At 63.8% G+C, this 19,536-nt stretch carries 19 protein-coding genes; 12 read left to right on the plus strand and 7 right to left on the minus strand.

Going from position 1 to position 19,536, the window contains the following annotated elements; translation table 11 throughout:
- Nucleotides 1–47 precede the first annotated feature (47 nt).
- Nucleotides 48–2,159, plus strand: coding sequence for a molybdopterin-containing oxidoreductase family protein (locus DNX69_RS04735; protein ID WP_110784878.1), 2,112 nt, complete (start codon nucleotides 48–50; stop codon nucleotides 2,157–2,159).
- Nucleotides 2,160–2,228: 69 nt separating this feature from the next.
- Here DNX69_RS04735 and DNX69_RS04740 read toward each other — a convergent pair whose 3' ends face one another.
- Nucleotides 2,229–2,513, minus strand: a complete 285-nt coding sequence (locus tag DNX69_RS04740) for a hypothetical protein (protein WP_011159765.1) — start codon at nucleotides 2,511–2,513, stop codon at nucleotides 2,229–2,231.
- 474 nt (nucleotides 2,514–2,987) lie between these two features.
- Nucleotides 2,988–3,338 carry a hypothetical protein gene (locus tag DNX69_RS04745; RefSeq protein WP_110784879.1) on the minus strand — a complete coding sequence of 117 codons (351 nt, stop codon included), beginning with the start codon at nucleotides 3,336–3,338 and terminating at the stop codon, nucleotides 2,988–2,990.
- A 348-nt stretch (nucleotides 3,339–3,686) separates the two neighbouring features.
- Between DNX69_RS04745 and ureG the strand changes: the two genes are divergently transcribed.
- Nucleotides 3,687–4,313, plus strand: a complete 627-nt coding sequence (gene ureG / locus DNX69_RS04750; RefSeq protein WP_110784880.1) for an urease accessory protein UreG — start codon at nucleotides 3,687–3,689, stop codon at nucleotides 4,311–4,313.
- A 284-nt stretch (nucleotides 4,314–4,597) separates the two neighbouring features.
- Nucleotides 4,598–6,268, plus strand: coding sequence for a CHASE domain-containing protein (locus DNX69_RS04755; protein WP_110784975.1), 1,671 nt, complete (start codon nucleotides 4,598–4,600; stop codon nucleotides 6,266–6,268).
- Between the two features lie 204 nt (nucleotides 6,269–6,472).
- Here DNX69_RS04755 and DNX69_RS04760 read toward each other — a convergent pair whose 3' ends face one another.
- Nucleotides 6,473–7,018: a sigma-70 family RNA polymerase sigma factor gene (locus tag DNX69_RS04760; RefSeq protein ID WP_013504099.1), complete on the minus strand. Its 546-nt coding sequence runs from the start codon at nucleotides 7,016–7,018 to the stop codon at nucleotides 6,473–6,475.
- Nucleotides 7,018–7,245, minus strand: a complete 228-nt coding sequence (locus tag DNX69_RS04765) for a NepR family anti-sigma factor (RefSeq protein ID WP_165825187.1) — start codon at nucleotides 7,243–7,245, stop codon at nucleotides 7,018–7,020. Before DNX69_RS04765 ends, DNX69_RS04760 begins: the two co-directional genes overlap by 1 nt.
- Nucleotides 7,246–7,448: 203 nt before the next feature.
- On the opposite strand from DNX69_RS04765, the gene DNX69_RS04770 reads away from it, so the two are divergent.
- Together DNX69_RS04770 and DNX69_RS04775 are read left to right on the plus strand one after the other, a co-directional pair.
- Nucleotides 7,449–8,255: a response regulator gene (locus DNX69_RS04770; RefSeq protein WP_110784882.1), complete on the plus strand. Its 807-nt coding sequence runs from the start codon at nucleotides 7,449–7,451 to the stop codon at nucleotides 8,253–8,255.
- 301 nt (nucleotides 8,256–8,556) lie between these two features.
- Nucleotides 8,557–9,030, plus strand: coding sequence for a hypothetical protein (locus tag DNX69_RS04775; RefSeq protein ID WP_425327292.1), 474 nt, complete (start codon nucleotides 8,557–8,559; stop codon nucleotides 9,028–9,030).
- Nucleotides 9,031–9,372: 342 nt separating this feature from the next.
- Here DNX69_RS04775 and DNX69_RS04780 read toward each other — a convergent pair whose 3' ends face one another.
- Entirely contained in the window at nucleotides 9,373–10,476 is a 1,104-nt protein-coding gene (locus DNX69_RS04780) for an AI-2E family transporter (protein ID WP_110784884.1), read from the minus strand.
- 208 nt (nucleotides 10,477–10,684) lie between these two features.
- Between DNX69_RS04780 and DNX69_RS04785 the strand changes: the two genes are divergently transcribed.
- The 3 genes from DNX69_RS04785 (at nucleotide 10,685) to DNX69_RS04795 (ending at nucleotide 12,466) form a co-directional block, all read left to right on the plus strand.
- On the plus strand, nucleotides 10,685–11,458 hold the full coding sequence (locus DNX69_RS04785) for a L,D-transpeptidase (protein WP_110784885.1): 774 nt from the start codon (nucleotides 10,685–10,687) through the stop codon (nucleotides 11,456–11,458).
- 24 nt (nucleotides 11,459–11,482) lie between these two features.
- Nucleotides 11,483–12,145, plus strand: a complete 663-nt coding sequence (locus tag DNX69_RS04790) for a DUF2865 domain-containing protein (RefSeq protein ID WP_110784886.1) — start codon at nucleotides 11,483–11,485, stop codon at nucleotides 12,143–12,145.
- 159 nt (nucleotides 12,146–12,304) lie between these two features.
- The gene (locus DNX69_RS04795; RefSeq protein ID WP_110784887.1) at nucleotides 12,305–12,466 is read left to right on the plus strand and encodes a Thivi_2564 family membrane protein; all 162 of its coding nucleotides are present in this window, start codon (nucleotides 12,305–12,307) and stop codon (nucleotides 12,464–12,466) included.
- A gap of 139 nt (nucleotides 12,467–12,605) precedes the next feature.
- On the opposite strand, the gene DNX69_RS04800 is transcribed toward DNX69_RS04795, so the two are convergent.
- Nucleotides 12,606–12,806 (minus strand): CsbD family protein, encoded by a 201-nt coding sequence (locus tag DNX69_RS04800; protein WP_013504091.1) that lies wholly within the window; start codon nucleotides 12,804–12,806, stop codon nucleotides 12,606–12,608.
- Nucleotides 12,807–12,997: 191 nt separating this feature from the next.
- A complete protein-coding gene (locus DNX69_RS04805; protein ID WP_110784888.1) occupies nucleotides 12,998–15,172 on the minus strand; it encodes a malate synthase G in 2,175 nt (724 codons plus the stop codon).
- A 400-nt stretch (nucleotides 15,173–15,572) separates the two neighbouring features.
- Between DNX69_RS04805 and cysG the strand changes: the two genes are divergently transcribed.
- Genes cysG through DNX69_RS04825 form a run of 4 tightly spaced genes read left to right on the plus strand, consistent with a single transcriptional unit; the run spans nucleotide 15,573 to nucleotide 19,482 of the window.
- Nucleotides 15,573–17,009, plus strand: coding sequence for a siroheme synthase CysG (cysG, locus tag DNX69_RS04810; protein WP_110784889.1), 1,437 nt, complete (start codon nucleotides 15,573–15,575; stop codon nucleotides 17,007–17,009).
- A complete protein-coding gene (locus DNX69_RS04815) occupies nucleotides 17,006–17,320 on the plus strand; it encodes a DUF2849 domain-containing protein (RefSeq protein WP_110784890.1) in 315 nt (104 codons plus the stop codon). Before cysG ends, DNX69_RS04815 begins: the two co-directional genes overlap by 4 nt.
- Nucleotides 17,321–17,330: 10 nt before the next feature.
- Nucleotides 17,331–18,986, plus strand: coding sequence for a nitrite/sulfite reductase (locus DNX69_RS04820; RefSeq protein ID WP_110784891.1), 1,656 nt, complete (start codon nucleotides 17,331–17,333; stop codon nucleotides 18,984–18,986).
- Nucleotides 18,973–19,482: a DUF934 domain-containing protein gene (locus tag DNX69_RS04825; RefSeq protein WP_110784892.1), complete on the plus strand. Its 510-nt coding sequence runs from the start codon at nucleotides 18,973–18,975 to the stop codon at nucleotides 19,480–19,482. The genes DNX69_RS04820 and DNX69_RS04825 overlap by 14 nt, the downstream gene beginning before the upstream one ends.
- Nucleotides 19,483–19,536 lie beyond the last annotated feature (54 nt).

Raw genomic sequence — 19,536 nt, forward strand, 5'->3', positions numbered from 1 at the left:
GTCAGCTACCGTTCTCAGCCGGAAAAACTCGTGATAACGGTTCTCATATGAACCAGCGCGCCGCGATCGACATTCGCCACTCGACCTGTCCGCATGATTGCCCGTCGGCCTGTGCGCTCGACGTCGAAGTGATCGATGGCTCGGCCATCGGTCGGCTGCGCGGCTCGAAGCGCCAGACCTACACGGCCGGCGTGGTCTGCGCCAAAGTCGCCCGCTACGCCGAGCGCATCCACCATCCAGACCGGCTGACCTATCCGATGCGTCGCATCGGGCCGAAGGGCTCCGGCGCGTTTGCGCGGATCGGCTGGGACGAGGCCTTGGACGAAATCGCAGCGCGGTTCGATGCCGCCGAGGCGGAGTTCGGCGTGGAGTCGGTGTGGCCCTATTACTATGCGGGCACCATGGGGCTGGTGATGCGCGACGGCATCAACCGGCTCGCCAACGTCAAGAAATACTCGCGGTTCTACTCGACAATATGCGCCAACGTCGCCTGGGCGGGCTATGCGGCGGGCGTCGGCAAGGTCGCCGGCGTCGATCCGCGCGAAATGGCGAAGTCGGATCTGATCGTGATCTGGGGTACCAATCCGGTCTCGACCCAGGTCAACGTGATGACCCACGCGGCCCGCGCCCGCAAAGAGCGTGGTGCCAAGATCGCTGCGGTCGATATCTACGACAACGAAACCATGCAGCAGGCCGATATCCGGATCATCCTGCGTCCGGGGACCGACGGCGCCTTCGCCTGCGGCGTGATGCATGTGCTGTTTCGCGATGGTCTTGCCGACCGGGCCTATCTGGCGCGCTACACCGATTGTCCGGACGAGCTCGAAGCGCATCTGGCCACGCGGACGCCGGCCTGGGCGTCGGCGATCTGCGGCGTGCCGGAGGCGGAAATCAAAGCGTTTGCGCATGCGGTCGGCGGCACCAAGCGCAGCTTCTTTCGGCTCGGCTATGGTTTCACCCGCAGCCGCAATGGCGCGGCACAGATGCACGCCGCGTTGTGTATTCCGGCGGTCACTGGGGCGTGGCAGCACGAGGGTGGCGGCGCGTTCTTCAACAACGGCTCGATCTACGGCTTCGACAAATCACTGATCGAGGGGCTGGATCAGCTCGATCCGGCGACCCGGGTGCTGGATCAGTCCAAGATCGGCCGCATCCTCACTGGAGACACCGAGGCGCTGGACGGCGGCGCGCCGGTCAAGGCGATGCTGATCCAGAACACCAATCCGATGACGGTGGCGCCGGAGCAGGGGCTGGTTCGCGCCGGCTTCGCCCGTGAAGACTTGTTCGTTGCGGTACACGAGCAGTTCATGACCGAGACCGCGCTGATGGCCGATATCGTGCTGCCGGCGACAATGTTCCTGGAGCACGACGATCTGTACTACGGCGGCGGACATCAGCACATTTCGATCGGTGCCCGGCTGGTCGCGCCTCCGGGCGAGTGCCGCTCCAATCACGAGGTGCTGCAAGGGCTGGCCCAGCGGCTCGGCATCGACCATCCGGCCTTCGCCATGACGCCGCGCGAGGTGATCGATAGCACGCTGAAAGTCAGCGGCTATGGCGGTATCGAGCAGCTTGAGGCCGATCTCTGGCGCGATCTGCAGCCGGATTTTCGCGCGTCGCACTTTCTCGACGGCTTTGGGCAGCCGGACGGCAAGTTTCATTTCCGGGTCGATTGGGGCAACGTCAAGCTTGCGCGCAAGCTGACACTCGGGCCGTGGCAGGCGATGCCGAGCCTGCCGGACCACTGGGCGGTGACTGAAGAGGCCGACGCCGAGCATCCATTCCGGCTCGCCACCAGTCCGGCCCGCAGTTTCCTCAACTCGACCTTCAACGAGACGCCGTCGTCGCGAGCGCGCGAGGGCGAGCCGAACGTGCTGATGCATCCGGCCGACGCTGCGGAGGTCGGTGTCGGTGACGGCGAATGGGTGCTGCTGGGGAATACTCGGGGGGAGACGGTGCTCACCGTCCGGCTGAACAGCGGGCTTCGGCGCGGCGTTCTGATCGCCGAATCGGTGTTTGCGAACCGGGCTCATCGTGGCGGACGCGGAATCAACGTCCTGACGAGCGCAGAAGCAATCCCGCCGCACGGCGGTGCAGCGTTCCACGACAACAAAGTTTGGATCAAAAAGGCGGCCGCGCCGCTCGCGAAGCACGACTGATAGGGCCGAATAGACGGCCCTGACCGGCGAGCGGTCGTCGTATCTGCTTCGCGAGCCGCGCGTGCAGGCTCAGCGCTGGTGGCCGAGGCCGATACCGAGCTTCAGCGCCTTCTGGCGCAGCGAGCCGACGGTCCGATTGGTCAGACGGGCGATTTCCGCCACCGGAGTGCGCGCCTTGGAATGCGCCTTCAGCTCCTTGATGTCTTCCTTGGTGTACTCGCGGCGAGTGATCTTGCCCTTCTTGGCGGCCTTGGCCTTGGTAGCGGTCTTCGCCGCAGCCTTGGTCACCACCTTCTTGGCCTTCTTCGACTTCGCTGCGGTCTTCGCAGTCTTTGCTTTCGCTTTCTTTGCCACGCGTAGGCTCCTTTAGTGAAGCGCCCTTCTACTACACTCAATTCGTGCCGACAATTCGGAATTTGAGAATTTCGAACTGATCGAAGCCGCTTCGGTTAGCGTTAGTTTAAGGATGTGTAGTTGCCAATCCAGCGGAAATAGGTACTCGCCGCGTAGTGACAATCGTCGTTCGGTGGAATTCGCCAGCCTTTGATCCGCCTCAAAGATCAGCCTCCACGACTGCAAATCGCGTTCGCTCTGTCGCTGCCGTGTTTTCTCGCAAAGTGGAAACTTGCCACTGAAGAGTGCAAACTGTGGGCTGTTCGCTGTGTATTTCCGGAATTTCGCGCTGCTGATGGAGACGATTTGTCGCGAATATTGAGCCCGGGCACGGGTTCGCTTAGTGCGGCGTGGGCGACGCGGCGGCGCGACCAAAGGCGCAGCGGATAGTCTCTGGCCCGGTAGTCAGCGGATGGAAGTGCGAATCAGGATTGCTTAGCGGGTCGTTTTCGCGTCAGACGCGAGTGCGGCGCGCGTACGGGCCAGGGTGCGCTCGTAATAGTCCTCACGCTCCTGCTTCAGGCTGATCTGCAGATTTCGGAAGGCTGCAATGCGTTTTGCGATCTGATCGCGCTCGTCGAGGGCTCTGGCCGCGTCTTGGAGCTTTACCGGATCGCCGGACTGAGGCGGCGTCCGAGCAATTCGCTGGCCCGGATCGTCTGTGGACTCCGAACGCGCCTCACGTTGCGCGTTGCTGTCGGCCGGGGCCGCAGCCGCTGCAGTGGCTTGCTCCGAACTGGTATCGACGCTCGTCGAGATCCCGTTGTCTGGTTGCGATGACGTCATTCCGGTCCCTAGCGGGCATCATTGAAGTGCTGATCAGGCGCGTCAATCGAAATGCGCCCGGTCTGGCCTGGGGCAGTGGATAAATTGCGCGCCATGTTGCGGGAAGCGGGCGGTACTCGGAAGCTGGCAACAAACGCTAGGAGGGCGTGGCGGAGAGTGATCGGCATTCCTCGCGTCTCGAACAACTCGCCGCACCACGGTTGAAACGACCGAGAAGCGTGGTGCTTATCTCGGCTTTTGCCGGCTTGCAATATCGAGCAGCATCGTTCTTAGTCTCATTACGACGAATGACGAGCCCTCGAAGGGCCTTTTGGCTCCCTCGCCTCGAGGCTTCAGCGGACATCCTCCATGACTGATCATCACGGCCCCCTTCGCGTCGGTATCGGCGGCCCGGTTGGCTCCGGCAAGACCGCGCTGATGGACCTGCTCTGCAAGTCCATGCGCGAGCGCTACGACATCGCGGCGATCACCAACGACATCTACACCAAATGGGACGCCGAGTTCCTGGTGCGCTCCGGTTCACTGACTCCGGATCGGATCGCCGGGGTCGAGACCGGCGGCTGCCCGCACACCGCAATTCGCGAAGATGCGTCGATGAACCTCGCCGCCGTCGCAGAGATGCGCGGCAGATTTCCGGGCCTCGATCTGGTGCTGATCGAATCCGGCGGCGACAATCTCGCTGCGACATTTTCGCCGGAGCTCGCCGACATCACGATCTACGTGATCGATGTTGCGGCCGGCGACAAGATTCCGTCGAAAGGAGGACCCGGCATCACTCGATCCGACCTTCTGGTGATCAATAAAATCGATCTGGCGCCCTATGTCGGCGCTTCCCTCGACAAGATGGATACCGACGCGCGGCGGATGCGCGGCGCCCGCCCGTTCGTCATGACTAATCTGAAGAAGAGCGACGGACTGGATCGCATTATTGGCTTCATCGAGCAGAAGGGCGGATTGATACCTCGCGGCCAGTAGTTGGGTTCAAATCGGTCGAGCCCACCATGGCTGATCCGAGGCAATTTCACTTTGAAGCAACTCAGAGTACGGTGTTTGTACGTAAGAGTACCGTATTCGTGATCGATCGGCGAGGAACCAACCCTCCGGTCGGCGTGTTGAACCGCTCTTGGAATAAAGCCTGACTTCCAATTCTGAGGAATGATCCGGTTGCGTTGCCGCCCCTGCCTCTTCATGGTGAGGCGGACATCGATACCTTGAATTAAGAGCGGCGGGGCGCTCCGCCCCGAATGACGAGTAAGAGCGTGGTTAGGCTTGGCTTCATCATCGGCTTGATCGCAGTTGTCGGGGTGGTGCTGTCGGGCTTTTCCGCATCCCGTGTTTACGAGCAGGAAACGGCGATCCAGCGGATCGCGCTCGGTCGCGCGATCGACGTCCATGCCAGCCAGGTTCAGGACCGCCTCACCGAGCGGGAACTGCTCGGCCGTGTCGCCTCCGGTCTGTTTCGCAAGCCGTCGGTGATTAAGGCCGACATGCTGCAGCCGCTGCGCTCCTCGATCTACACTTTTAAGACCGATTTCGTGCTCGCGACCTGGGTGGCGCGGTTGAAGCCCGACGAGGTCGGGGCAGCCGAAGCGGAGCTGGCCAAGGCCGGTTTCCCCGATCCCACCGTCCGGGAGTACGACGGCAGGCCGCTGCAGCTGAACGACGGTGCAGTTCCACTCGACGTGGTGATGGACGTCGAGCCGCGAAATCCGGAGACGATGGTCCTCACTGGACGAATGCTCGATCACGATCCGGTGCTCGGCCGCACCTTCGCGCAGGCGCTAGCTGAGGGGCAGCCTCACGTTTCCGATCCCTTGCCATTGACGCAGAAGGGCCCTGTCGGGGTCGTGCTGGCGGCGCCCGTGAGGAATCCGGACAGCTCCGACACCGTCGGCTTCGTTACCTTCTCCTACAATCTTGCGACGCTGATGCTGACCAACGACGATCTGTCGTTGTTCTCGGTAGTGCTGAAGGATCCCGGCCGGAACGGTTACGAGCTGGTCGCCGACGAAAACGGCGATGTGACGATGCGCGCGGCTCCGGAGGGCACCGCGCCGATGATCACGCGCACCGTGACGTTCGGTAACCGCGACTGGTCACTTGCTTATTACCCCAAGATCGATCCCTACGACCGCGCCCAGCGAATCGCGTTGCTCACCGGCCTTGCCGGTCTGGCGCTGACCCTGATCGTCTGCGGCCTGTTCGGCTACGTCAGCTACAGCAACATCCGGCTGCGGCGCGAAATCCAAATGCGGATCGGCTTCGAGCGGCGTTTGACCGCGGTGATCGACGAGCTCAATCACCGGGTGAAGAACATCCTGGCGGTGATTCAGTCGATCGTGACCCGGACGCTGCGCCACGGCTCGGACCTCGATGTCGCCCGTGAGCTGCTGATCGGCCGGATTCATGCGATGTCCAACGTGGTTTCGCTGCTCAGCGACAGCCAATGGCAGGGCGTGATGCTGAGGGGACTATTCGAGGGCCGCGCGATCCCGCATGCCGACCGGATCAAGGTCGAGGGGCCCGACATCGCGGTCAGCGCCCGCGCCGCGCAGAGCCTGTCGCTGCTGTTCTTCGAATTGGCATCGCATTCCGACGAAGGCCTGGCCGTCGTCGGCAAGCATCCGAGCGTGGTGGCAAGCTGGTCGGTGGCCGGCGAGGGCAATGACGCGACCTTCCATTTCCGCTGGGAGGAGTTCAACACCAGCGCGGCGACCCGGCGTCCGGACAGCGAGTTCGGGATCATCCTGCTCGATCGCGTCGCGCCGGAAGCGCTCGGCGGCACGTCGAAGCGTTACTTCACCGAGGTCAGCTACGTCTACGAGCTGAACGCACCGCTGGAAACAGTGGTGGATGTCAATGAGCGCGATCGCACCGGGCAGATCGTCGCGCCGGTGCGCCCAGCTTCCAGGCCGCGTCATCGCAAGTAAGATCCCACGTCGAACAAAGTTCGTAGGAATCAAGACGCCCCAGCCGTTTCACGCGATTCGCACCACAAGATCGCGAAACCGACTCGTGGGTGCGAGGAGCCCTTTCTTTGTAAAGGCCTCCTCGCACCCAGGTCTGGCAGGTTGGTCGTGGGGCTTTCGCTCGATTGGCTAGCTTGGATCGCGCAACCGGGCGGGTAGCAACGACTAGCCGTTGCCGCCGATCACCGCGCGCACCGTGTCGTCCGGTCCGAAATCCTCGGCCCCGTCGACGTAGAGGAGCGCGCTGAGCTTCGACCGCGCGCGGTTGACGCGGCTCTTGATCGTGCCCACTGCGCAGCCGCAGATCGCCGCGGCATCTTCGTAGGAGAACCCCGAGGCGCCGACCAGGATTAGTGCTTCACGTTGGTCCTGCGGCAGCTTGTCCAGCGCGGTGCGGAATTCCTCGAACTCCAAATGCGCGGTTTGTCCCGGCTGTGACTTCAGCGTTTTCGCGTAGCTGCCGTCAGCATCCTCCACCTCCCGGCGCCGCTTACGATAGTCCGAGCGAAACAGGTTGCGCAGAATGGTGAACAACCAAGCGGGCAGGTTGGAGCCCGGCTGGAACGAGTCGATGTTGGCGAGAGCGCGCAACAACGTCTCTTGAACCAAGTCATCGGCACGATCGGCATTGCCGCTCAACGAGATCGCGAACGCGCGCAAGCTCGGCACGGCGGCGAGAATGTCGTCTCTGAGGGAATCGGTGAGAGGCATTAGTCCCTCCCCTCGGTCGTGTCCGTGGCTTTCGCAGCTTCCGCCGCCTGCTCGGGATCATCCAGCTTCTTGATCAGCTCCGCGAACCGATCAGGAACGCCCTGGCGTACGACGTCGTCGTACATCGCACGCAATTGATGTCCAATCCGAGCCTGAATCTCGGCGTTGAGACCTCCCTTGGTGCCTGGAGCCGACTTCTTCATGGTTTGAGCCTTGAATTCTTGCATGACTGATCCAATGTTTTCCCCATGGTCAAGTCCCCTGAACTTCGAGGGTTTTCCTTGATCTGCCGCCTTTTACCGGAGCCTAATGCGGTCCCAGCACGAAAGTTCCCCGCGGGAATGGAACTTTCGCTCGACTCAGGCGTAGTTGCCCTCGCAAAGGTGCCCGGACGCCGCAGGCGTCGGCCCAGATGACTGATGGAGTGGGGATGTCGAGATCACAGGTTGTTGCCGAGCATTTGCCCTTGCTGCGCCGCTATGCGCGCGCCCTGACCGGAAGCCAGACCTCCGGCGACGCCTATGTGGGCGCGATGCTGGAAGCATTGCTCCAGGATCCAGCCTTGCTCGACGAACGGCACGGCCCGCGGGCCGGTCTTTTCCGTTTGTTTACCCAGATTTGGAATTCGGTCGCGCTCAACGACGATGCGGATGTGACGACCCTGCCGATGCCGTCTGAGCGTCGGCTGTCGGCCATCACCCCGTTGCCGCGACAAGCATTCTTATTGCTGTCGCTGGAAGGCTTCTCTGAGGAAGAAGTCGCCTTCGTGCTTCAGTCCGAGGTCGGTGAGATCCGGCAGTTGGTCGACGCCGCGGGGCGCGAGATGGCCGAAGACATCGCCACCGACGTCCTGATCATTGAAGACGAGACGTTCATCGCGATGGACCTCGAAAGCCTGGTCAAGGGGCTGGGCCACAACGTCATCGGCGTCGCCCGCACCCATTCAGATGCCATCGCGCTGGCAAAGACCAAGAAGCCGGGTCTGATTCTGGCCGATATTCAGCTTGCCGACGGCAGCTCCGGCCTCGATGCGGTCAACGAGTTGCTGCGCACCTTCGAAGTGCCCGTGGTTTTCATTACCGCGTACCCCGAACGCTTCCTCACCGGCGAGCGGCCGGAGCCGGCGTTCCTGATCTCCAAGCCGTTCCAGCCCGCGATGGTGTCCGCGGTCGCGAGCCAGGCGCTGTTCTTCCAGCGCAATTCGCGCAATCGAAAGCCGAGCGCCGCCGTTTCCTGACGTTTCGCAGCTGCACAATCAGCACGCCGCCCGGCTGTCCCGGGCGGCGTTTGCATGTGCGCGCCCGGCCGATTGAATCGAACCGGCTCAAGATCGAATAGGCTCAAAAAAAGAACAGAGCGCGGTTGGCATCACACAACCGCGCTCTGTCTTGCCGGCTTTGGAATTGGGGCAGGGGGGACTGCGCCGGCTTGCGATGAACGCCTGTCGGCCCGGACCGTTCCGGTCGATCGCTAAAATCGTTAACACGCTCAGTTGATCGATGGTTATCGAACCGCCTTGACACTCACGCGATTAATCATTGCGGGCGTCGTCGAACACATCTGGCGGCGGCCGCAATAGGGAAAGCGGCACAACGCCTGCTACAACAAAGCGGCAAGAAACCATGTCACAGATCGTGCGGGGAATTCTGGGCGCCCTTGCTATCACCGGGACGCTCGGCGCGGCGCAACTGGCGGTCGGCGAGGATCTCGGCCGCGCGAACCTGATCCGACAGGCATCGATTACGACGGCAGTGCAGGACGTCAACCGGTCCGGCAAAGCCGACCGGGCGGTGATGCCGCTCGCGTCGCAGCCGGGTCATACCTTTGCGGTGACGCTGATCGGGCAGTCGGTACTCGTTCGAATTCCGCAGGAGCAGGTCAGCGGCGCGCTTCGCGGGTCTGCCGTGAAAAAGCCAGCGATGGCTCCGAAGCGGATTGTTGCTTGCGAGCCGGTGGTGAGCGTGCTCACCGAAGTCGCCAAGCAGCTTCAGCCCGGCCGGTGCGTCGCCTGATACGATCTGGCTGACTTCATCCGTCTCACTGCCTGTCTGTCGTTCGATCACATCCGCCCTGCATTGGGCGGATGTTTGCGTTTGCGAGCGAGCCAAGATTGTAGAGAGAGGGGCTGACGGCCAGCCTAGAGCAGTACTGTTCTCCATAGAATCGGGGCTGAGCGCACTGCCTGCCACAAGCACAACCTCATGGTGAGCAGGCGCGTAGCGCCGTGTCGAACCATGTGACGCAGGGAATGCGTTGCGCCATCCTTCGAGACGCCCGGCTTCGCCGGGCTCCTCAGGATGAGGACTCAGTACCTTCGGAAAGGTCGGATCGTTTCAATCAAACGATGAACCGCTTTAATTGCTGCCAGGGAGCTGCGGCGAATCGTCGGGCATTAGGTGCTCCTTCAGCACAAGTCCGACGATCAGCAGCGGCGATGCCAGGAAGGCGCCCATTGGGCCCCACAGCCAGGTCCAAAACGCGATCGCGATGAACACCGCCAACGCATTGAGCGCGAGCCGGCGTCCGATGATGGTCGGCGTGATGAAGTGACCTTCGATGAAAGTCAGGCAGGCGAACCCCAATGCGCCGAGGAGGCCGGCACCAAGTGTGGGCATGCTGACGATCCCGACCACGCACAGGATCACGAACATCACGAACGGGCCGAGGATTGGAATGAAATTGAGGATCGCCGCGAGGGCGCCCAGGCCGGCGGGGTTCGGCATACCGGCTACGGCACAGATCAGGCCGGTCGCGGCGCCATAGCACAGATTGATCACCGTGACGGTCAGCAGATAGGCGCCGAGGCTCTCTTCGAGCTCGTTCAGGATCCGCAGGGTCCGCAGCCGGGAGACGCGGTCGGCGAACAGCATCACCAGCGCCCTTCGAAGTCCGCGCCAGCTCGCCACGAACAGCACCAAAGTCACCAGAAACAGCATGATCTCGGTGAGCGTCGGCGACAGAAATTCGAATGTCGGCTGCATCCAACCGATCTTCGGCATCTGGATTGCAGCGGCGGGCAGCGTTTCGGCTCCGCCGAGCGCAGACTGCAACTGCCGCCACATCGCCACAGGCTTGTCCAGCAAGTGCAGCTTCTCCCGCAGCAGCAAGCCGAGCTCGGGAAGCCGGTTGCTCCATTCGATCAGCGGCACTGAAATCAGTCCGATCATGAACGAGACGCCGGTCAGGCCGGCCAACACGATCAGCACCGCGCTGACGCCGCGCGGCACGTGCCAGCGCTCCAGCAGGCTGGCTACCGGCGAAAGCATGGTGCCGACCACGAAGGCGGTGACGATCGGAAGGAAGAATGGCTTGCCGACATAGAGCAGGCCGATCAGAAAGATCAGCAGCAGCGATACCAGCGCGAACGCCACGACCTCGGTGCGTCTGATCAGCGGCGGCCGATCGTCGGGACTGTCGGGTAGTGGTGCGCCTGGAAGCTCGGCTGGAAGAACGCGCAAGAGACCCCCCAGCGGCAAAATCGACAAAATCGAACAGAGTTCTGGCTGCCGTTCACGACAGCCGATCGCCTTAAACACGCGCTGTCGCACAAAGTTCCGGAGTCATCGGGGATGACTTCGGCGCAGCGCACGGGAACGGTTTGGGACAGGGCGACGTTTGTTAGCTGCTCGTGTCGAGACGACGCAACTAACTGGCGGGGATGCGATCATGACTGATCTTTTCAAGACATCGATATTCGGCCCGTCCCCGTCGCGCAGGGCGCGGCCGTGGCTGCTCGGCATCGCGGCCATCGCGCTTGCGGGCTTGATGCCGGCCGGGGCCGCGTCGGCGCAGACGCTTGGCTATGCGGCGACGCCGCAGGCCGGCCCGTTCACCGCCGGCGACGAGACGATGGTCACGCCGACCGACCAGGCCTACGATGCCAACGTCGGTGATGAGGACGCTCAGCTTCCCGACCGGCTGCGCCGCACCGTCGTCAGCTTTCCCACCAGGGAGCCGGCCGGCACTGTCGTGATCGATACCGGCAACACCTATTTGTACTACGTGCTCGGCGGCGGCCGCGCGATCCGTTACGGCGTCGGCGTCGGCCGAGAAGGATTCACCTGGTCCGGCGTGCAGACCGTCACCCGCAAGGCGGAGTGGCCGGACTGGCGGCCTCCGGCGGAAATGATCGCGCGCCAGCCTTATCTGCCGCGCTTCATGGCCGGCGGCCCGGGCAACCCGCTCGGCGCGAGGGCGATGTATCTCGGCGCGACCGCTTACCGCATTCACGGCACCAACGACCCGTCGACGATCGGCAAGTTCGTTTCGTCGGGCTGCATCCGTCTGACCAACGAAGACGTTGAAGACCTGTTCAGCCGGGTGGGGGTCGGTACCCGCGTGGTGGTGCTGCCGAAGTCCGCCGCGCATCCGATCGAGGCACGATCGACCGCGCGGCCGAGCCGGCAGGCGATGAACATTTCGATCTCGTCGATCGACTAACGCTAGACAGACCGGAGACAGGTCATGCGCAAGATCAATTCGGGCCGGATCGGACTCGGTGCCGTCGTCGTATTGGCCGCGGCCGCCGCGACGCCGGCCCATGCGCAGGACTTCTTCCAGGCGCTGTTCGGCGGCTTCCACGCGCCGCGCTATCAGCCGCGTCTGCCGGCGCTGCCGTTCGCCGATGACGGCTACGATCAGCGGGCGCAGCAGCGCATGTCGCGCCCCACGGCGCGGACCTATTCGAGCGGCGGTCAGGCTTACTGCGTCCGCACCTGCGACGGCCGCTACTTCCCGATTTCGGCGACCGGCGGCGAATCGAAGGCAGAAACCTGCAACAGCTTCTGTCCGTCGAGCGACACTAAAGTCGTGTACGGCTCGTCGATCGACAATGCCCGCACCTCCGGTGGCAAGGCGTATTCCGAGCTGCCTAACGCCTTCAAGTATCGCACGGAGATTGTCGCCGGCTGCACTTGCAACGGCAAGGATCAGTTCGGGCTGGCCAAGATCCCGATCGAGGACGATCCCACCGTCCGCAAGGGCGATCTCATCGCCGGCAAGGACGGCCTGATGGTTGCGGCCCGCAATGCGTCCGCCAGCGACGGCAAGCTCGCGCTCGCGCCGGCGGCCGGTGCCGATCATGTCCGCGCCGGCTATTCCAAGGTGCCGGTGCTGGCCCAGGACTGATCCACCAATCCTTGGCGTGGACCGCGAGCGCAGCGCGTGCTGCGCTCGCGGTCGGCCGTTCCGGAAAGCTCAGAGCCGAAACCTCCAGTTCCGGAGTTGGAACCGATCGGCTTCTCAGCGATTGAACCACGCGGAATCATTGTGGGTTGGAGCTAAGAGATGAGCCTTCTAATCGGAATTCTAATTACGTTTCTCGTCATCATTTTGGTGCTGTATCTGATCAACATGCTGCCATTGGATGGTCGCGCCAAACAGATCGCGCGGATTGTCGTCATTATCATCGGCGTCGTTTCGCTGCTGAAATATCTGGCGGTGTTCTAAGCCAGCAATCCGGCCGGGCAGATTGCCCGGCCGTTCTTTTTACCGCATCCTTCGGCAGTATTTTCGGCGGCTGGGTAGGCCGCTCAAAACAAAAGCCCCGGCTCGCGCCGGGGCTTTGTACGTCGATCAGCGAAATTGATTACTTCAAGGTCGAGAACCAGTCGTCGACGTCCTTGCGGACCTGATCCTTGGCGTAGCCATAACGCTCCTGCAGCTTGCCTTCGAGCTGGTCGCGGCGGCCTTCGATCACGTCGAGATCGTCGTCGGTGAGCTTGCCCCACTTCTCTTTGACGTTACCCTTGAACTGCTTCCAGTTACCTTCAACGCGATTCCAATCCATCTCGTCCTCCAGTGTTTTGTAGCCCGTCAACGGACGGCGCGAGGCTTGGTTCCGCGCTCTGCTGCGGCAAGCCGTCACCTGGAATAGGTTCTCGAAGCGCTTGAAATCAGTGGCCGGTGATGAGCTACCAAAAGCAAAAGGCCTCCCCCTTGCGGGGGAGGCCTCGTGACGGCGACGTAGTAAGTCGGCGGTTAGCGCACCGTTTCCAGATGCGCTGCCTTTGCCTCGCGGCGGCGTTCGTGCAGGATGTACTCGGTGTAGCCGTTCGGCTGGCTGCGGCCCTTGAAGATCAGGTCGCAGGCCGCTTCGAACGCGACGCCGTCGAAATCCGGCGCCATCGGCCGGTACAGCGCATCGCCTTCGTTCTGCTTGTCGACCACCACCGCCATCCGCTTCAGGGAGTCGAGCACCTGCTCCTTGGTGACGACGCCGTGATGCAGCCAGTTGGCGAGGTGCTGGCTGGAGATGCGCAGCGTCGCGCGGTCTTCCATCAGGCCGACATCGTGGATGTCCGGCACCTTGGAACAGCCGACGCCCTGGTCGATCCAGCGCACCACGTAGCCGAGGATGCCCTGGCAGTTGTTGTCGATCTCCTGGCGGACGTCGTCCGGCGCCCAGTTCGAATTCGATACCGGGATGGTGAGGATGTCTTCGAGCTTGGCGCGCGGGCCGCCCTTGGCCAGCTCATGCTGGCGCGCGATCACGTCGACCTGGTGATAGTGCAGGGCGTGCAGCGTCGCGGCGGTCGGCGACGGCACCCAGGCGGTGGTGGCGCCGGCCTGCGGGTGGCCGATCTTCTGCGTCAGCATGTCGGCCATCTTGTCGGGGGCCGCCCACATGCCCTTGCCGATCTGGGCATGGCCGGGCAGGCCGTCGACCAGACCGGTGTCGACGTTCCAGTCCTCATAGGCCTTGATCCAGGGCTGCGCCTTCATCTCGTTCTTGCGGATCATCGGACCCGCTTCCATCGAGGTGTGGATCTCGTCGCCGGTGCGGTCGAGGAAGCCGGTGTTGATGAAGCAGATCCGCTTCGACGCATTCTGGATGCAGGCCTTGAGGTTCACCGTGGTGCGGCGCTCCTCGTCCATGATGCCGACCTTCAGGGTGTTCTCCGTCAGGCCGAGCATCTTCTCGACGCGGCCGAACAGCTCGACGGTGAGGGCGACTTCATCCGGGCCGTGCATCTTCGGCTTGACGATGTAGACCGAGCCGGTGCGGCTGTTGCGCGTCTTGCCGAGTTGCTTGAGGTCGTGGATCGCGATCAGTCCCGACACCGCGGCGTCGAGGAAGCCTTCCGGAATTTCCTGGCCTTCGCTGTCGAGCACCGCGTCGGTCCACATGTGATGACCGACATTGCGCATCAGAAGAAGACTGCGTCCGTGCAGCGAGATCTCCTTGCCGTCCGGTGCGGTGTAAGTGCGGTCGCCGTTCAGCGCGCGGGTAACGGTCTTGCCGCCCTTCTCGAAGCTCTCCGACAGCGTGCCGTCCATCAGGCCGAGGGTGTTGCGATAGATCAGCACCTTGTCGTCGGCGTCGACGGCGGCGACCGAGTCTTCCATGTCGAGAATGGTCGAGACCGCGGACTCGATGATCAGGTCGGCGACGCCGGCCGGATCGTCCTTGCCGATGGTGTTGGCGCGGTCGATCTTGATCTCGATGTGCAGGCCGTTGTTGACCAGCAGCACCGCGCTCGGATTGGCGGCATCGCCGCGGAAGCCGGCGAACTGTTCAGGCTGCTTCAGGCCGGTGGCATTGCCGCTTTTCAGCTTGGCCGAGAGCTGGCCGGAGATCACGCTGTAGCCGGTGACATCGCTGTGGCTACCGGTGGCGAGCGGCGCGGACTGGTCGAGGAACGCCTTGGCCTTGGCGATCACCTTGTCGCCGCGCGCCTTGTCGTAGCCCTTGGCCTGGGTGGCTTCCTGCGGGATCGCGTCGGTGCCGTAGAACGCATCATACAGCGAGCCCCAGCGTGCATTGGCGGCGTTCAGGGCGTAGCGCGCATTCGACAGCGGCACCACCAGCTGCGGGCCGCACAGCTTTCCGATTTCTTCGTCGACATTGGCGGTCTCCACCGGCGCGGTGGCGGGCTCCGGCAGGAGGTAGCCGATCTCCTTCAGGAATGCGGTGTAGGCCGCCATGTCCTGCTTCTTGCCCTTGTTGGCCAGATGCCAAGCGTCGATCTTGGCCTGCAGATCGTCGCGGGTCTTCAGCAGCGCGCGGGTTTTCGGCGCCAGATCACGAACGATCGCAGCGAGCCCGGCCCAGAATACGTCCGGAGCGATGCCGGTTTTCGGTGCGGCCTCCTTGGCGATGAAGTCGAACAGCACAGGCGCGATTTTCAGTCCGTGGGCGTCAATACGATTCATTTTTGGATGTCTCGCGAGAAAACGGCGCGCTGGCGCCTTTTCAGGGGTCAAAATGACCGATCGCCGCGTGGCGGCGCCGGGTGCTCCTTTTAGCGTCAAAGGTCGCCAAAAGAGAAGGCCCGCCCTGTTTCACAACGGCGGGTTAGCTCGGGAACCTCCCGATTACCGCTGCGATCGCCGCGGCCGACGGGAATCGTAGGGGGCCGGAATAGCGGCACGGTGCTTGCTCCGATCAGCTCCCGGCGCGGCCGAGAAAGACCGTCTCCGGGAAGCGGAGGCGAGGGACGAAACTTCTCTACGGATCGTCCGAGGTGGAATGGAATGATTTTCTTCCTGCCCAGCTTGCGTCGAGGCCTGGGAGAAAATAATTCTAAACAGCCCGAGTGGCGATGGAGCGGACATGCGATTTCTTCCGGTATTTCTGGATCTGGCGACGGGACCCGTGGTGCTGGTCGGTGCCGGTGAAATGGCGCGCGCCAAGCTGCGGCTGTTGCTCGGCGCCGGTGCGTCGGTCCGCTGGTACGTCACCGATGGCGATCGCGATCTGGCCGGCTTGTCCGAGGCGGAGCGGGCGCAGGTGAGTTTCCCGGACGGCGATCCGCGGAACGCCGATCTCACCGGCACGATTGCGCTGCTGTGCGCCGGGGCCGGCGAGATCGCGGCTCCGCTGGCCGCGAAGGCTCGGGCGCTTGGCGTGCCGGTCAACGTCATGGACGAGCTGTCACATTCGACCTTCATCTTTCCGGCGATCGTCGATCGCGGCGACGTGGTGGTGGCGATCGGTACCGGCGGGTCTTCGCCGGTGGTGGCGCGCCGCCTTCGCGAATTGATCGAGACCGTGGTGCCGGCGCGGATCGGCGAGTTGGCGGCTTTGATCGGCCGCTGGCGCACGCCGATCAAGGCGCGAATTCCTGAATTCCCGTTGCGCCGCCGGTTCTGGGAGCGCGTGGTCGACGGCCCGATCGGCCGTGCCGTGCTCGACGGGCGTCTGGCGGACGCCGAGACCGAGCTGAAAAAGATCGACGACGCCACCGACTACGCGCGGCATTCGCTCGGCCGCCGTGCGGACGGTCATGTCAGCATCGTCGGTGCTGGTCCGGGGGATCCCGATCTGCTGACGCTGAAGGCGCTGCGGGCGCTGTCGGACGCCGACGTGGTGTTCTACGACGAACTGGTGTCGCCCGACATTCTCGACCGCATCCGCCGCGACGCCAAGCGCGTACCGGTCGGCCGCCGCGCCGGCCAGCCGGGCATCGGCCAGGACGCGATCAACCAGCTGCTGATCGAAGCGGCGCGTTCCGGTCAGCGCGCGGTGCGGCTGAAGGGCGGCGATCCGTTCGTGTTCGGCCGCGGCGGTGAAGAGGTCGAAGCGCTGCGCGAAGCCGGGGTCTCTTATTCGGTGGTGCCCGGCATCAGCGCCGCGCTCGGCGCGGCGGCGCAGTTCGAGGTGCCGCTGACCTATCGCCACGAGGCGCTACGCATCACCTTCCTCACCGCGCACAAGGCCAAGGATGCCGAGACCGTGGACTGGTCGGCGCTGACCGATCGGAACATGACCGTCGTGGTCTATATGGGCATGAGCGCCGCGCCGACGATCCGCGCAGGGCTGCTCGCCGCCGGCCGCGCCGCCGATACGCCGGTCGGCGTGTTCGCGCGGGTAACGCGGCCGGACGCCGCCTCCGCAGTCGGCACGCTCGACGATCTGCCGGCGCTGGTCGATCAGGTCGACGGCGGTCCGGCGCTGCTGGTGATCGGCGACGTCGTCGCGCATTCGGCGCCGTGGCGCCAGCAACACCTCCTGCAACTCGTCTCGACCTATCAGATGGCTGCCGAATGACCTCGCCGCTGCAACAGAAGATCAAGATCACCGGTCCTTCGGTGATCACTGCGAACCGCACCATTGATGGCGTGGTGATCTACCGGACCGCGCAGGGCGGCTGGTCGACCGATCTGGCCGACGCCGCGATCGTGCGCGAGGCCGAGCCGGCGCGCGCGCTGCTCGCCGCCGCGACGGCCGACGATGTCGGCGCGGTCGGCGCCTACATCGCGCCGGTCGAGATCGCCGCGGATGGCGCGATCCGCCCCGGAAACCTGCGCGAAAAAATCCGGCGCAACGGCGTCACCATCGCGCTGCCCGTTCGGGCTTGAGGACTGCTCTATGTATGCTTACGACGAGATCGACCACGCCATCGTCCACGAACGCGTCGACGAATTCCGCGATCAGGTGCGCCGACGCCTCTCGGGCGAACTGACCGAGGACGAGTTCAAGCCGTTACGCTTGATGAACGGCGTGTATCTGCAGCTTCACGCCTACATGTTTCGTGTGGCGATTCCCTACGGCACGCTGTCGTCGGCGCAGCTCCGCAAGCTCGCGCATGTGGCGCGCACCTACGATCGCGGCTACGGCCATTTCACCACTCGGCAGAACATCCAGTTCAACTGGATCGCGCTGAAGGATTTGCCCGACGCGCTCGCCGACCTCGCCGAAGTCGGTATTCATGCGATGCAGACCTCGGGCAACTGCACCCGCAACGTCACCGCTGATCAGTGGGCTGGCGTCGCGCCGGGCGAGATCGAGGACCCGCGGGTCTGGGCCGAGATTCTGCGCCAGCACACCGCGCTGCATCCGGAATTCTCGTTCCTGCCGCGCAAGTTCAAATTCGCCATCACCGCATCCGATCACGACCGCGCCGCGATCAAGATCCACGACATCGGTCTGAAGCTGGTCAGGAACGACGCCGGCGAGACCGGCTTCGAAGTGCTGGTCGGCGGCGGGCTCGGCCGCAGCCCGTTCATCGGCCGGACCATCAAGCCGTTCGTCGCAGGCCGCGACATCCTCAGCTATATCGAGGCGATCCTGCGCGTCTACAATCAGTACGGACGCCGCGACAATATCTACAAGGCCCGCATCAAGATCCTGGTGCACGAGCTCGGCATCGACAAATTCGCCGCCGAGGTTGAGCAGGCGTGGCGTGAGATCGGCGACGGGCCGCTGACGCTCGACGATGAGATGATCGAGGACATCCGCTCGCGCTTCGTCTATCCGGCCTACGAGAAGCTGCCGGCCGAACCCGACGAGTTGCGCGCCGCCGCCGGCGATGCGCGGTTCGAAGCGTGGCGCGCCAACTCGGTCGCCCCGCATCGCCAGGACGGCTACGCCATCGTTACGCTGTCGCTGAAGCCCGCGGGCGGACCGCCCGGCGACGCCACCGCCGAACAGATGGATGCTGTTGCCGACCTTGCCGACACATACTCGTTCGGTGAGATCCGCGTCGGCCACGAACAGAATCTGGTGCTGCCGCATGTCGCCCGGCGCGACCTGCCGGCGCTGTGGGCGGCGCTCGACAAGCTCGGCCTCGCCACCCCGAACGTTGGTCTCGTCAGCGACATCATCGCCTGCCCGGGGCTCGATTACTGCTCGCTGGCGAATGCGCGCTCGATCCCGATCGCCCAGGAACTGTCGCGCCGCTTTGCCAATCCCGACACCGCGGCGCTGATCGGCCGGCTGCACATCAACATCTCCGGCTGCATCAATGCCTGCGGCCATCACCATGTCGGCCACATCGGGATTCTCGGCGTCGAGAAGAACGGCGAGGAGTTCTATCAGATCACCATCGGCGGCCGCGCCGACGAGGGCGCCGAGCTCGGCGTGCTGATCGGCCCCGCGGTGCCCTACGGCGAAGTCGCCGACGTGATCGAGGATATCGTCGAGGCCTATCTCAGCCTGCGGCAGCGGCCGGACGAATTGTTCGTCGACACCGTCAAGCGACTCGGCGTCGAGCCCTTCAAGGAGCGGGTCTATGCCACTCGTTAAGAACGGACAGATTGCGTCCGACGCATTCGTCGCCGTCGTCGACGATGCCGAGCTGCCGGCCGAGGGCGCGGTGCTGATCTCGGCTGCTCGCTTTCTGGTAGATCCTGAGCGGCTGGTGGCGCGCAACAGCCCGCTCGGCGTGATCTGGCCGAACAGCCGCGACGTCGCCGAGCTGAAGCCGTGGCTCGACCGGCTGGCGCTGATCGCGCTGGTGTTCCCGACTTACAAGGACGGCCGTGCCCACAGCCAGGCGCGGCGGCTGCGCGAGGTCTATGGCTATCGCGGCGAGCTGCGCGCCACCGGGCAAGTGCTGCGCGATCAGTTCACCTTCCTGGTCCGCAACGGCTTCGACGCGCTCGACGTCAAGAAAGATGCGGACGCGCACGCCTTCGGCGAAGCGACGCATCGCTACACCGAATTCTATCAGCCGACCGGCGACGGCCACCGCAGCGCGCTGCAGCTCCGCCGGCGGCGGCATCTGACGTCGGCGAGTTAGTACCCCTTGAAACGGGTGTGGCCTAACCTCTCCCCGCGTGCGGGGAGAGGTCGA

Origin of the sequence: Rhodopseudomonas palustris (assembly GCF_003226555.1) — a bacterium.
GTDB lineage: Bacteria > Pseudomonadota > Alphaproteobacteria > Rhizobiales > Xanthobacteraceae > Rhodopseudomonas > Rhodopseudomonas palustris_I.

What these genes read in the sequence shown, in the direction of transcription:
- DNX69_RS04735 (WP_110784878.1), top strand. Translation starts at nt 48, where the DNA reads ATGAACCAGCGCGCCGCGATCGACATTCGCCACTCGACCTGTCCGCAT.
- DNX69_RS04745 (WP_110784879.1), bottom strand. Translation starts at nt 3,338, where the DNA reads ATGACGTCATCGCAACCAGACAACGGGATCTCGACGAGCGTCGATACC.
- ureG (WP_110784880.1), top strand. Translation starts at nt 3,687, where the DNA reads ATGACTGATCATCACGGCCCCCTTCGCGTCGGTATCGGCGGCCCGGTT.
- DNX69_RS04760 (WP_013504099.1), bottom strand. Translation starts at nt 7,018, where the DNA reads ATGCCTCTCACCGATTCCCTCAGAGACGACATTCTCGCCGCCGTGCCG.
- DNX69_RS04765 (WP_165825187.1), bottom strand. Translation starts at nt 7,245, where the DNA reads ATGCAAGAATTCAAGGCTCAAACCATGAAGAAGTCGGCTCCAGGCACC.
- DNX69_RS04770 (WP_110784882.1), top strand. Translation starts at nt 7,449, where the DNA reads ATGTCGAGATCACAGGTTGTTGCCGAGCATTTGCCCTTGCTGCGCCGC.
- DNX69_RS04785 (WP_110784885.1), top strand. Translation starts at nt 10,685, where the DNA reads ATGACTGATCTTTTCAAGACATCGATATTCGGCCCGTCCCCGTCGCGC.
- DNX69_RS04790 (WP_110784886.1), top strand. Translation starts at nt 11,483, where the DNA reads ATGCGCAAGATCAATTCGGGCCGGATCGGACTCGGTGCCGTCGTCGTA.
- DNX69_RS04795 (WP_110784887.1), top strand. Translation starts at nt 12,305, where the DNA reads ATGAGCCTTCTAATCGGAATTCTAATTACGTTTCTCGTCATCATTTTG.
- DNX69_RS04800 (WP_013504091.1), bottom strand. Translation starts at nt 12,806, where the DNA reads ATGGATTGGAATCGCGTTGAAGGTAACTGGAAGCAGTTCAAGGGTAAC.
- DNX69_RS04805 (WP_110784888.1), bottom strand. Translation starts at nt 15,172, where the DNA reads ATGAATCGTATTGACGCCCACGGACTGAAAATCGCGCCTGTGCTGTTC.
- cysG (WP_110784889.1), top strand. Translation starts at nt 15,573, where the DNA reads ATGCGATTTCTTCCGGTATTTCTGGATCTGGCGACGGGACCCGTGGTG.
- DNX69_RS04815 (WP_110784890.1), top strand. Translation starts at nt 17,006, where the DNA reads ATGACCTCGCCGCTGCAACAGAAGATCAAGATCACCGGTCCTTCGGTG.
- DNX69_RS04820 (WP_110784891.1), top strand. Translation starts at nt 17,331, where the DNA reads ATGTATGCTTACGACGAGATCGACCACGCCATCGTCCACGAACGCGTC.
- DNX69_RS04825 (WP_110784892.1), top strand. Translation starts at nt 18,973, where the DNA reads ATGCCACTCGTTAAGAACGGACAGATTGCGTCCGACGCATTCGTCGCC.